The following is an 11450-nucleotide window of genomic DNA, read 5'->3' as shown; positions in this document are numbered from 1 at the left end:
GCCGCCGGGGCCTCGGCCACATGGAAGATCTCCTGGTGGACGCGGTCCCGGGGCACCCCGAGGCGCGGCCGGCGACGTCGATGCCGGCGTCCGCGTCGGCGACCTCGGTCTGGCGGATGGCGAAGGCGACGCGCGCGTGCGGCATGGCGAGCTCGGCGAGCTCCGCGGTGACCGCGGCGGCGAATCGCTTCGCCGCTTCCGCGCGGGCGTCGGTGAGCGCCTGCGCGAGCTCGCCGAGTTCGGCGCGCAGGGCGTCGCGCTCGGCGGTGAGCTCGCCGATCCGGTCGTCGTCTCCGTCGAGCTCGGCGAGGCGGGCGGCGCCGCGCTCGGCCCAGGCGAGGACCTCGCCGAGGTCCTCGCCGTACTTGCGCGTGAGGTGCGCGAGGGACGCGCGCCGCTCTTCGACGGCCGCGAGCCGCAGCGGGTCCGCGTCCAGGTCGGAGGCGTAGCCGGCGAGCTCGCCGGCGACGTCGGCCAGGAGGATGCCGAGCTCGCCGAGCCGTTCGGCGAGGGCGGCGAGCGCCGGGTCGTGGGAGCGCACCACGTCGAGCGCGCGCTGGGCGCCGGCGACGAGCGTGGTGGCGTCGATGCCCTCGGGGTCCTCGGGGTTGCCGGCGAGCGCGGCGTGCGCGGCGGTGGCGGCGGAGGCGAGGGACTCGGCGTGGCCGAGCCGCTCGGCCTCGGCGGCGAGTTCGGCGTCCTCGCCGGGCCTCGGCTCGGCGGCGGCGATCTCCTCCAGCCCGAAGCGCAGCAGATCGGCCTCCTGCGCCCGCTCGCGGGCGCGGGTGGTCAGCTCGGCCAGTTCGGCGGAGACGGCCCGCAGCCGGCGGTAGGCGTCGGCGTACTTGGCGAGCGGCACGGCCACCGCGTCACCCGCGTAGCGGTCGAGGGCCTGCCGCTGCCGGGCGGGACGCAGCAGCCCTTGCTGATCGGTCTGCCCGTGGACGGCCACCAGGTCGTCCGCGAGCTCGCCCAGCAGCCCCACGGGCACCCCGCGCCCACCGACGTGGGCCCGCGAGCGCCCCTCCGCGGAGAGGGTACGGCTGATGAGCAGGGTGCCGTCGTCGAGCTCGGCTCCCGCCTCCTCGGCCCGTACGGCGACGGGTGAGCCGGCGTCGACGGCCAGCCGGCCCTCGACCACCGCGGCCTTGGCACCGACGCGCACGAGCGCGGGGTCGGCGCGCCCGCCGAGCAGCAGCCCGAGGCTGGTGACGACCATGGTCTTGCCGGCGCCGGTCTCGCCGGTCACCGCGGTGAAACCGGGCGACAGCTCGACGACGGCGTCATCGATGACACCCAGGGACCGGATCCGCATCTCCTCCAACACGGATACGACCATACGAGGTTCCGGGGGCCCCTCGCGACGGCCGCCCCCGTCGATCCCCCGGGGGAGGATCCCACCACCGTTCCGGGTGATCCCTCCCCGGTCCCCGCGGGCCCGCCGGAGCAGGCCGGAAATTCCCTTCTCCGCCGCTGCCGGGCCGGTCCCTTTCCCGCTCCCCCGGCGGCAGGCCGCCCGGCAAGCCGTCAGTGCGGCGCGCCCCGCCAGCCGGCCACCGGGAGGGCGAACTTCGCCACCAGGCGGTCCGTGAAGGACGCGTGGTGCAGGCGCGCCAGGCGGACGGGGACCGCGCCGCGGCGGACCTCGACGCGGGCGCCGGCCGGGAGCTCGACCGTGCGGCGGCCGTCGCACCACAGGACGCCGTTGGGGGTCTGGGGCTGGACCTCGACCGCGAGGACCGAGTCCGGCGCGGTGACGAGCGGCTTGGCGAAGAGGGCGTGGGCGCTGATGGGGACCATCAGGAGCGCCTCCACCTCCGGCCAGACGACCGGCCCGCCGGCCGAGAACGCGTACGCCGTCGAGCCGGTCGGCGTCGCGCAGACGACGCCGTCGCCGCCGAAGCGCGAGACGGGCCGGCCGTCGACCTCGGTGACGACCTCCAGCAGCCGCTCGCGCGCCGCCTTCTCGACCGAGGCCTCGTTCAGCGCCCAGTCGGTGTGCACGATGTGCCCGTCGGTGCGGACGAGGACGTCGAGGGTCATGCGCTCCTCGACCTCGTAGGCGCGGGTGACGACCCGGTCGACGACCTTGTCGAGGTCGTCGCGCTCGGCCTCGGCGAGGAAGCCGACGCGGCCGAGGTTGACGCCGAGCATCGGCACGCCGGAGCTGCGGGCGAACTCCGCGCCGCGCAGCAGCGTACCGTCACCGCCGAGGACGATCAGCAGCTCGCAGCCCTCCAGGGCGGCCGGCTCGCCGGGCCCGCACTCGACGCGCTCGGCGGAGGCCGGCAGCGGGAGGTCGGCGGCCTCCCTGGCGAGCACCCGCACGCCGATGCCCGACCGCAGCAGGCCCTGGACGACGAGTTCGGCGCTGCGGATGGCGGCCGGGCGGCCGGTGTGGGCGAGCAGGAAAACGGTGCGTCCGGTCGGTACTGCGGCTGATGCTTCTGAAGTGGTCAACGGGGCCCCTCCGCAACTGCACGGTCAACGTCCGCCGGGTCCAGTTCGGGCGCACCGGCGCGCAGCCACAGAAAGTACTCGACGTTGCCGGAGGGCCCCGGCAGCGGGCTGGCCGTCACTCCCAGGACGCCGAGGCCGAGTTCGGCGGCCTGGGCGGCGACCTGGCGGACCGCCTCGGCCCGCAGCTGCGCGCTCCGCACGACGCCGCCGCTGCCCAGGCGCTCCTTGCCGACCTCGAACTGCGGCTTGACCATGAGCACGAGGTCCGCGCCGGGCGCGGCGCACCGCACGAGCGCGGGCAGGACGAGGCCGAGCGGGATGAAGGACAGATCACCGACGACGAGGTCGACGGGCTCGCCGTCGATCTGCTCCAGCGTCAACTCGCGTACGTTCGTACGATCCTTCACGGTGACGCGTTCGTCGCTCTGCAGGGACCAGGCGAGCTGCCCGTAGCCGACGTCGACGGCGACCACGTGGGCGGCGCCGGCGCGCAGCAGGACGTCGGTGAAGCCGCCCGTGGAGGCGCCCGCGTCGAGGGCGCGGCGGCCCTTCACCTCCAGCCCGTGCGGCACGAACGCGGCGAGGGCGCCGGCGAGCTTGTGGCCGCCGCGGGAGACGTAGTCCGGGTCGCTGTCGTCCTGGGTGACGACGAGCGCGGCGCTGGTCTCGACCTGGGTGGCCGCCTTGGTCGCCGTCGTACCGCCGACGGTCACCCGGCCGGCGGCGATCAGCTGGCTCGCGTGCTCCCGCGAGCGGGCCAGCTTGCGGCGCACCAGCTCCGCGTCGAGTCGGCGGCGGGTCACTGCCACGGGCGGTTCAGCTCCTGTTGTCGTACGGACGCGTGGGGGCCGGCGGCCCCGCGGGCCGGTCGAGCGCGGTGAGCGCGTCGCGCAGGCCCCGGTGTACATCCTCGTACACCTCCAGGTGGCCGCTCACGCCGAGGTGGTCGGCGTCCGCGAGCCGGGCCAGGCTCGCGTCGACGGCGGCGTCGCCGGTGGGGGTGCGGTCGACGCCGAGCGGCTCGGGCGCGTCCGGAGCCGTGCCGGGGGCGTCGCTGCCCTGCGCCGGGACGGCCGGGGCGCCGGTCGGGGCGCCGGCACCGGCATCGGTCGTGGCGTCGGTCATGGCGTCGGTCATGGCTCCGACGCTACCCCGTCGCGGGTGTTTCCCCGGTGTTCCCCTCCGGCCGGCGCAGTGGGCCGGTGTAGCGTCCTGCCAATGGCGACCATCGAGGAGTGCCGCGACGCACTGGACCGGCTGGCGGAGAACCTCGCGCAGGCGAGGCCCGAGCTCCGCCGGGCTGCCGTGCTCGACCGTTCCCTCAGCTGCCACCTCACCGACCTGGGGCTGACCTTCACGGGGCATCTGCGCGAGGGGCATCTGAAGGAGGTCCGCACGGTCGAGGGCGTGCCGGAGCGGCGGGCGGAGATCGCGCTGGAGATGACGGGCGACGACCTGGTGGCCATGGTCGACGGCAGGCTGCCCTTCGCGCGCGCCTGGGCGAGCGGCCGGGTCAGGATCCGGGCGAGCATGCTGGACGTGCTGCGGCTGCGTTCCCTGCTGTAGCGCCCGCGGCGGGCGCGGTGCGCGGCCGGCGGGCGGCCGGCACGACCAGCGGGGTGCCGGTCTCCGGGTCGGGGACGACCTGGCAGCGCAGCCCGAAGACCCGCTCGACGAGCTCGGCGGTCACCACCTCGCCGGGCGGCCCCTGGGCGACGACCTTCCCGTCGCGCATCGCGATGAGGTGGGTGGCGTAGCGGGCCGCGTGGTTGAGGTCGTGCAGGACGGCGACGAGGGTGCGGCCCTGCGTCTCGTGCAGATCGGCGCACAGGTCGAGGATCTCGATCTGGTGCTGGATGTCGAGGTAGGTGGTCGGCTCGTCCAGGAGCAGGAGCGGGGTGCGCTGGGCGAGGGCCATGGCGATCCACACGCGCTGGCGCTGGCCGCCGGAGAGCTCGTCGACGTACCGGTCGGCGAGCCCGTCGACGCCGGTGGCGGTCATGGATCCGGCCACGGCCAGCTCGTCCTCGGGCGACCACTGACGCAGCAGACCCTGGTGCGGGTAGCGGCCCCGGGCGACGAGGTCGGCGACGGTGATCCCGTCCGGGGCGACCGAGGACTGCGGCAGCAGCCCGAGCGTCCGGGCCGCCTGCTTGGCGGGGTAGGAGCCGATGGCCCGGCCGTCCAGCAGGACGGTGCCGGCGGTGGGCCTGAGCATCCGGGACAGGGCGCGCAGCAGGGTGGACTTGCCGCAGGCGTTGGGGCCGACGATGACGGTGAAGGAGCGGTCGGGGACGGCCACCGAGAGGTCCTCGGCGATGACGCGCCCGTCGTAGGAGAGGGTGACGGCTTCGGCGGACAGTCGGCTGGTCATGGAGGCTTTCCTGGTCGGGTGGGGGGATGGCGCGGGCGCGGGGCTCACAGCCGGCCGGTCCTGCGCTGGACGTGCAGCAGCCACAGCAGGTAGCAGCCGCCCGCCATGCCGGTCAGCGCGCCGACGGGCAGCTTGTCGGCCCCGAGGAGCCGCTGCGCGGCCCAGTCGGCGGTGACGAGCAGGGCGGCGCCCATGCAGGCGGCGGCGGGCAGGTTGGGGCCGGGAGCGCCGGTGAGACGGCGCGCGAGCTGGGGCGCGGCGAGGGCGACGAACGCGACGGGCCCGGCGGTGGCGGTCGCGGCGGCCGCCAGCAGCACGGCGGCCGTGAGCGCGACGAGCCGGGTCCGTTCGACGCGGACGCCGAGGGCGGACGCCGCGTCGTCGCCCATCTCGAGCATCGTCAGGTCCCGCGCGCGGCCGAGGAGCAGCGGTCCGAGCAGCGCGCAGGCGCCCAGCAGCGGCCACACCTGTTCCCAGTCGCGGCCGCCCAGCGAGCCGACCATCCAGGCCGTGGCGCGGGTGGCGTCGGTGAGGTCGGCGCGGGTGAGCAGATAGCTGTAGCAGGCGGTCAGGACGGCCGCCGCGCCGATGCCGACGAGGGCCAGCCGGTGGCCCTGGACGCCCTTCTTCCAGGCCAGCAGGTAGATGGCCGCCCCGGTGGCCAGGCCGCCGGCGGCCGCGCCGGCGGCGACCGCGGAGGGGCCGCCGTCGAACAGGACGATGACGGTCAGGGCGCCGACCGTCGAGCCCTGTGCGAGGCCGATGACGTCCGGGCTGCCGAGCGGGTTGCGGGCGACGGACTGGAAGACCGCTCCGGCCAGCCCCAGGGCGGCGCCCACCAGCAGGCCGGCCAGCGCGCGGGGCAGCCGGAGTTCCTCGACGACGAACTCCTGGGCCGGTGTGCCTCCGCCGGCCAGCGTGCGCAGCACGTCGGCGGGGCTCATGGGGAAGTCGCCGGTGCCGACGAGGGCGACGGCGGCGGTGAGCGCGACGAGCATGAGCAGCAGCGTGACGAGCGCGGCCCTCGGATCCAGGCGCAGCGACAGTCCGCCGCGGGTGCGTACAGTTCTTCTGCGGGTGACTGTCACGGCTTGGCCATCCTCCGGCGGCGTACGAGACGGATGAAGAGCGGCCCGCCGAGCAGCGCCGTCACGATGCCGACCTGGAGCTCGGACGGCCGGGCGACGACCCGGCCGAGGACGTCCGCGCCGAGCAGCAGCACGGGGGCCAGGACGGCGGAGTACGGCAGGATCCAGCGCAGGTCGGGGCCGGTGAGGGCGCGGACCAGGTGGGGCACCAGCAGGCCGACGAAGACGATCGGCCCGCAGGCGGCGGTCGCGGCTCCGCACAGCAGGGTCACGGCGGCCATCGCCAGGGCGCGGGTGCGGGCGGGGTGGGCGCCGAGCGCGCGGGCCTGGTCGTCGCCGAGCGCCATGGCGTTGAGCGGCCGGGCGAGCGCGAGGGCGGCCGGCACGCCGACCGCGAGGAACGGGGCGACCTGCCGGACGACGGTGCCGTGCGCGGAGGCCAGCGAGCCGACGGTCCAGAAGCGCATCGTGTCCAGCGCCGCGGAATCGAGCAGTTCGACGGAGCTGATGTAGCCGTTGAGCGCGGCCGTCACGGCGACGCCCGCGAGCGCCAGCCGCGCCGGGCTGCCGCCCCGGCGCCCGCCGAGCGCGTACACCACCACGGTGACGACGGCCGCGCCGAGGAGGGCGAACCAGATGTACCCGGTCAGCGAGGTGACGCCGAGAAAGCTGATGGCCGTGACGACGGCGGCGGCCGCGCCGGCGTTGATGCCGAACAGGCCGGGGTCGGCCAGCGGGTTGCGGGTCAGTGCCTGCATCACGGCTCCGGCGAGTCCGAGCGCGGCGCCGACGAGCAGGCCGAGCAGCGTGCGCGGCAGCCGTACGTCGCGGACGACGACGTCCGCATCGGCACCGGATCCGCCGTGCCCGGCCCCGTGTCCGGCCCCGTGTCCGAACAGGGCGTGCCAGACCTGGTCGACGGGGATCGGTTTGGCGCCGATCGCGATGGACGCGACGACGACGAGCAGGAGCACGACCGTCGCGGCGAGCAGCCCGGCGGCGCGGGCGGGGCCGCTCGGGGAGCGGGAGTTCCGCTTCTCCCGCTGGGGCGGCCGGGGTTGAGGGGGGCTGACAACCAACACGCCACTTAGGTTAGCCTAACCTCACATCGCCCCCTCGGAGAGAGCGCATTCCCATGAGCACCGCCCGTACCCTCGCCCCTTCCCGCCGCGGCATCCTGGCCGCGGGCGGCGCCCTCGGCATCGGCGCCCTCCTCGCCGCCTGCGGGGGCGGCGGCTCGGCCGGCGACCCGGGATCCGGCTCCGGCGGCGCGTGGAGCTTCACGGACGACCGGGGCGACACCGCCAGGACCGCCGGAACGCCGAAGAGGATCGCCGCCTTCACCGGAACCGCCGCCGCCCTGCACGACTTCGGCGTCGAGTGCACCGCGGTCTTCGGCCCCACCCGCCTCAAGGACGGCAGCCCCGACCCGCAGGCCGGCGACCTCGACATCGGCAGGCTCACCGTCCTCGGCAACGTCTGGGGCGAGTTCAACGTGGAGAAGTACGCCGCCCTCCGCCCCGAACTGCTGGTCACCAGCATGTTCGACCCGGGTGCCCTCTGGTACGTGCCGGACGACGGCAAGAAGAAGATCCTCGGCCTGGCCCCCTCCGTCGCCCTCACCACGGCCCGCGTCCCCCTGCCCCAGGTCGTCGCGCGCCACGCCGAACTCGCCGCCTCCCTGGGCGCCGACCTCAAGGCCAAGAAGGTCGCCGACGCCAGGACCCGCTTCGAGCGCGCCGCCGAAACCCTGCGCAGAACCGCCGGGAACCGCTCCCTCAAGGTCATGGCCGCCTCCGCCGGCGCCGACCTCTTCTATGTCTCCAACCCGGCCGTCAACGCGGACCTCATGTACTTCCGGCAGCTCGGCATCGACCTCGTCATACCCGAGAAGACCGACAAGGGCGGCTACTTCGAGAGCCTGAGCTGGGAGAACGCCGACAAGTACGGCGCCGACCTCATCCTGCTCGACAGCCGCACCTCCGCCCTCCGGCCGAAGGACCTCACCGACCGGCCCACCTGGGCCGCGCTCCCCGCCGTCAAGGCCGGCCAGATCACCCCCTGGCTCAGCGAGCCCCGCTTCTCCCACGCGGGCTGCGCACCGCTCCTGGAGAACCTCGCCGCCGCCGTCGAGAAGTCGGAGAAGGTGGCCTGACGTGACCGCTCCCACCTACCGCTTCTTCGACCTCCACGTCCTGCGCACCCGGCACGTCAGCCCCGCCGTCGTACGGGTCACCCTCGGCGGCCAGGACCTCGCCGTCGCCGTGACCGGCGGCCGCGACCAGCGCTTCAAGCTCTTCCTGCCCCACCCCGGGCAACCGGCCCCCGTCCTGCCGGACGACCGCGGCGAGGGCTGGTTCGCACAGTGGCGCACCCAGGACCCCTCCGTGCGCGCCGTCATGCGCACCTACACCGTGCGCGAGCTGCGCCGCGACGAGCGGGAACTGGACGTCGACTTCGCCCTCCACGCCCCCGGCGGCCCCGCCTGCGACTGGGCCCGCACCGCCCGCCCCGGCGACCGCGTCGCCGTCCTCGGTCCCATCACCGAGGACAACGGCGGCGTCGACTTCCGCCTGCCGGACGGCACGGACTGGGTCCTGCTCACCGGGGACACGTCGGCCTTGCCGGCCGTCGCGGGCATCCTCGCCTCGCTCCCGGCCGGCATCCCGGCCAAGGTCTGGATCGAGGTCCCGCAGGCGGAGGACGTCCAGGACCTGCCGACCCCCGCCGACGCGGAGATCACCTGGCTGGTGGGCCAGGCCCTCCTCCCCGCACTCCGGGCGGCGCCCCTCCCGCCCGGCACCCCCTACGCCTGGCTCGCGGGCGAGGCAGGCACGGTCCGGGCGACCCGCCGTCACCTGATCGCCGACCGCGGGTTCGGCAAACACACGGTGACCTTCACGGGCTACTGGCGCCACGGCGCCACGGAGGAAGACCTCCTGGCAGAGCTGGCGTGAAGGCGCGGGGGCTCCGCCCCCGGACCGCGCTGACGCGCGGTGTCCCGGCAATGGGCGGGAGGGTGGGCACAACCGGAACGACGGCAGCAACCACCGGTCAGAAGCCCAGGCGGGCCAGCGCCTTCTCGGAGTCCAGCCCGCACACGCCCTCCCCGGCGTGCGTCCACGCCGCCGCACACAGCGCACGCAGCCCGTCGACGGGCTCCCCCTCCCCGTCCAGGGCCAGCGCGTCCCCGCGCACAACGGCAGTCCATCCCCCGCACCGGAAGTCCCCCGTCACCGCCGGCTGCACAGCCAGCAGGCCCCGAAGGTCCTCCGAAACGAACGTCGGCCGATGCCGCGGCTCCGCCGCGATCAGCCGCGCCGCGTCCGTCACCCCCGTCAGGACGAGCAGCGAGTCCACACCCCCCGCATACGCCCCCTCGATGTCCGTGTCGAGCCGGTCCCCCACCACCAGCGGCCGCCGCGCGCCGGTGCGCAGAATCGTCTCCCGGTGCATCGGCGGCAGCGGCTTCCCCGCCACCTGCGGCTCCGCCCCCGTGGCGATCCGCACGGCCTCCACCGCGGCACCGTTCCCCGGGGCGATCCCCCGCGCGCTCGGGATCGTCAGATCTGTGTTGGACGCGTACCACGGCACGCCCCGCGCCACCGCGTACGACGCCTCCGCCAGCCGTCCCCACGGCATCTCCGGACCGCCGTACCCCTGCGCGACCGCATCGGGCGCGTCGTCCGCCGAGTCCACCGGCACCAGACCGCGCTCGTGCAGCGCGACCCGCAGGCCCTCCCCGCCGATCACCAAGACGCGCGAGCCGGCGGGCAGCTGATCGGCGATCAGCCGCGCGACCGCCTGCGCCGAGGTGATCACGTCCTGCGGTTCGGCCGGTACGCCCAGCTCGGTCAGGTGCCCGGCCACCGTCTCCGGCGTCCTGGCCGCGTTGTTCGTGACGTAGGCGAGCCGCATCCCGTCCTCCCGGGCCGCCGCCAGCGACTCCACGGCGTGGACGATGGCCGCCCCGCCCGCGTACACCACTCCGTCGAGGTCCAGCAGCGCCGTGTCGTAGACCTCGCTCAGCCGCTGCTCACTGCCGTCGGGCCGGGTGCGGACCGCGATCTCGTTCATGCCGTGCTCGCTCCTTGTGTTGTACGTCTCTTCACCGACTCGCCGCCGGGCCGGGAGACATAACATTTGCCAATGAGCACTCCAGGCCACGGGCACGCAGGACAGGGTCTGCACCTCGCCCCCTTCCGAGGGCTGCGCTACGTCCCCGAGCGGGTGGGCAGCCTCGCAGCCGTCACCTCGCCACCGTACGACGTGGTCGTGCGGCCGGACGGACTGCGTCACCTGGAGACCGCCGATCCGCACAACATCGTCCGGCTCATTCTCCCGCAGGCCGCGACCGCCTCCGACCGGCACCGGCAGGCCGCCGAGACCCTGCGCCGCTGGCAGGACGAGGGGATCCTAGCGGCCGACCCCGAGCCCGCCCTCTACGTGTACGAGCAGCGCGGCGAAGGCATACTCCAGCGCGGGCTCATCGGCGCGCTGCGCGTCACGCCCCGCGAGGAGGGCGTCGTCCTGCCCCACGAGGACGTCATGCCGCACATCATCGAGGACCGCGCGGCCCTGATGCGCGACACCGGCGCCAACCTCGAACCGCTGCTGTTCTCCTACCGGGGCAACGGCAACGGCGCCGAGGGCGCGGCGGCCGTCATCGAGCGCGTCATCCTCACCGAGCCCCTGCTCTCGACGACCACCGACGACGGCTTCGCCCACCGCCTCTGGTCCATCACCGACCCCGCCGACCTCGCCCGCGTCGGCGCGGACCTCTCCCACCAGCGGGCCCTGATCGCCGACGGCCACCACCGCTGGGCCACCTACCTGCGGCTGCGCGCCGAGCAACCGTCCCCCGGCCCCTGGGACTTCGGGCTCGTCCTGCTCGTGGACACCGCCCGCTACCCCCTGCGGGTCCGCCCCATCCACCGGCTCCTGCACCGGCTGCCGGTCGCCGACGCCCTCGCCGCCGCCGGTGACGCCTTCCGGATCCGGACGGTCGAGGGCCCCTGGCCGCGCGCCCTGGACGCCCTGGCCGGGGCCGAGCGGCCCGGCAACGCCTTCGTCCTGGCCGGCGACGGCCGCTTCCACCTCCTCGACCGCCCGGACCCGGAGCTCCTGGCCCGTACGGTCCCCGCCGACCGCCCCCGGGCGTGGCGCGAGCTCGACGCGACCGTCCTGCACTCCGTGCTCCTGGAGCATGTGTGGCGGGTCCCGGACGGCCCCGAGCACATCGGCTACATCCACGACGCCGCCGCCGCGGTCGACCAGGCCGAGCGCCACGGCGGAACGGCCGTGCTGATGCACCCGGTGAGCGAGGAGGTCGTGCGGGAGCTCGCCGAGCAGGGCGTCACGATGCCCCGGAAGTCGACGTCCTTCGGCCCGAAGCCGGCGACCGGGCTCGTGCTGCGCAGTCTCGCGCTGGACTGATGAAGAGAGAGGGCGGACCCCGGCCGGGGGCCGCCCGCCCTCGTCCGTCACCGGGACACCGGGCACCCCACCGGGGGCGCGCCCGGCGCCGC

12 protein-coding genes are annotated in these 11450 nt (G+C 75.3%); 4 read left to right on the top strand and 8 right to left on the bottom strand.

Going from position 1 to position 11450, the window contains the following annotated elements:
• The 4 genes from AB0K09_RS21995 to AB0K09_RS21980 form a co-directional block, all read right to left on the bottom strand.
• Positions 1–1339, bottom strand: a 1339-nt coding sequence (locus tag AB0K09_RS21995) for an AAA family ATPase (protein ID WP_366067078.1), incomplete at its 3' end; no start/stop codon positions are given.
• 188 nt (positions 1340–1527) lie between these two features.
• A complete protein-coding gene (locus AB0K09_RS21990; RefSeq protein WP_366067077.1) occupies positions 1528–2460 on the bottom strand; it encodes an NAD kinase in 933 nt (310 codons plus the stop codon).
• Positions 2457–3263 carry a TlyA family RNA methyltransferase gene (locus tag AB0K09_RS21985; RefSeq protein ID WP_366067080.1) on the bottom strand — a complete coding sequence of 269 codons (807 nt, stop codon included), beginning with the start codon at positions 3261–3263 and terminating at the stop codon, positions 2457–2459. Before AB0K09_RS21985 ends, AB0K09_RS21990 begins: the two co-directional genes overlap by 4 nt.
• Before the next feature lie 13 nt (positions 3264–3276).
• Entirely contained in the window at positions 3277–3597 is a 321-nt protein-coding gene (locus AB0K09_RS21980; RefSeq protein WP_366067076.1) for a hypothetical protein, read from the bottom strand.
• 81 nt (positions 3598–3678) lie between these two features.
• Between AB0K09_RS21980 and AB0K09_RS21975 the strand changes: the two genes are divergently transcribed.
• A complete protein-coding gene (locus AB0K09_RS21975; protein ID WP_366067075.1) occupies positions 3679–4026 on the top strand; it encodes a sterol-binding protein in 348 nt (115 codons plus the stop codon).
• On the opposite strand, the gene AB0K09_RS21970 is transcribed toward AB0K09_RS21975, so the two are convergent.
• Genes AB0K09_RS21970 through AB0K09_RS21960 form a run of 3 tightly spaced genes read right to left on the bottom strand, consistent with a single transcriptional unit; the run spans position 3974 to position 6914 of the window.
• The gene (locus AB0K09_RS21970; RefSeq protein WP_366067074.1) at positions 3974–4834 is read right to left on the bottom strand and encodes an ABC transporter ATP-binding protein; all 861 of its coding nucleotides are present in this window, start codon (positions 4832–4834) and stop codon (positions 3974–3976) included. The two genes, AB0K09_RS21975 and AB0K09_RS21970, sit on opposite strands and share 53 nt — an antisense overlap.
• A 44-nt stretch (positions 4835–4878) precedes the next feature.
• Positions 4879–5922, bottom strand: a complete 1044-nt coding sequence (locus tag AB0K09_RS21965) for an iron chelate uptake ABC transporter family permease subunit (protein ID WP_366067073.1) — start codon at positions 5920–5922, stop codon at positions 4879–4881.
• Positions 5919–6914, bottom strand: coding sequence for an iron chelate uptake ABC transporter family permease subunit (locus AB0K09_RS21960; protein WP_366067079.1), 996 nt, complete (start codon positions 6912–6914; stop codon positions 5919–5921). Before AB0K09_RS21960 ends, AB0K09_RS21965 begins: the two co-directional genes overlap by 4 nt.
• Positions 6915–7057: 143 nt before the next feature.
• Between AB0K09_RS21960 and AB0K09_RS21955 the strand changes: the two genes are divergently transcribed.
• The gene (locus tag AB0K09_RS21955; RefSeq protein WP_366067072.1) at positions 7058–8077 is read left to right on the top strand and encodes an ABC transporter substrate-binding protein; all 1020 of its coding nucleotides are present in this window, start codon (positions 7058–7060) and stop codon (positions 8075–8077) included.
• A 1-nt stretch (position 8078) separates the two neighbouring features.
• The gene (locus tag AB0K09_RS21950; protein WP_366067071.1) at positions 8079–8879 is read left to right on the top strand and encodes a siderophore-interacting protein; all 801 of its coding nucleotides are present in this window, start codon (positions 8079–8081) and stop codon (positions 8877–8879) included.
• Positions 8880–8976: 97 nt separating this feature from the next.
• On the opposite strand, the gene AB0K09_RS21945 is transcribed toward AB0K09_RS21950, so the two are convergent.
• Positions 8977–9999, bottom strand: coding sequence for an HAD-IIA family hydrolase (locus AB0K09_RS21945; RefSeq protein WP_366067070.1), 1023 nt, complete (start codon positions 9997–9999; stop codon positions 8977–8979).
• A gap of 72 nt (positions 10000–10071) precedes the next feature.
• Here AB0K09_RS21945 and AB0K09_RS21940 point away from each other — a divergent pair, with 72 nt between their 5' ends.
• Positions 10072–11358: a DUF1015 domain-containing protein gene (locus AB0K09_RS21940; RefSeq protein ID WP_366067069.1), complete on the top strand. Its 1287-nt coding sequence runs from the start codon at positions 10072–10074 to the stop codon at positions 11356–11358.
• The last annotated feature ends 92 nt before the right edge of the window (positions 11359–11450 follow it).

This window comes from Streptomyces sp. NPDC049577 (assembly GCF_040675635.1).
Classification (GTDB): domain Bacteria; phylum Actinomycetota; class Actinomycetes; order Streptomycetales; family Streptomycetaceae; genus Streptomyces.
This window is presented reverse-complemented; position numbering and strand designations above follow the sequence as displayed.

What these genes read in the sequence shown, in the direction of transcription:
- AB0K09_RS21980 (WP_366067076.1), bottom strand. Translation starts at nt 3,597, where the DNA reads ATGACCGACGCCATGACCGACGCCACGACCGATGCCGGTGCCGGCGCC.
- AB0K09_RS21975 (WP_366067075.1), top strand. Translation starts at nt 3,679, where the DNA reads ATGGCGACCATCGAGGAGTGCCGCGACGCACTGGACCGGCTGGCGGAG.
- AB0K09_RS21970 (WP_366067074.1), bottom strand. Translation starts at nt 4,834, where the DNA reads ATGACCAGCCGACTGTCCGCCGAAGCCGTCACCCTCTCCTACGACGGG.
- AB0K09_RS21955 (WP_366067072.1), top strand. Translation starts at nt 7,058, where the DNA reads ATGAGCACCGCCCGTACCCTCGCCCCTTCCCGCCGCGGCATCCTGGCC.
- AB0K09_RS21945 (WP_366067070.1), bottom strand. Translation starts at nt 9,999, where the DNA reads ATGAACGAGATCGCGGTCCGCACCCGGCCCGACGGCAGTGAGCAGCGG.
- AB0K09_RS21940 (WP_366067069.1), top strand. Translation starts at nt 10,072, where the DNA reads ATGAGCACTCCAGGCCACGGGCACGCAGGACAGGGTCTGCACCTCGCC.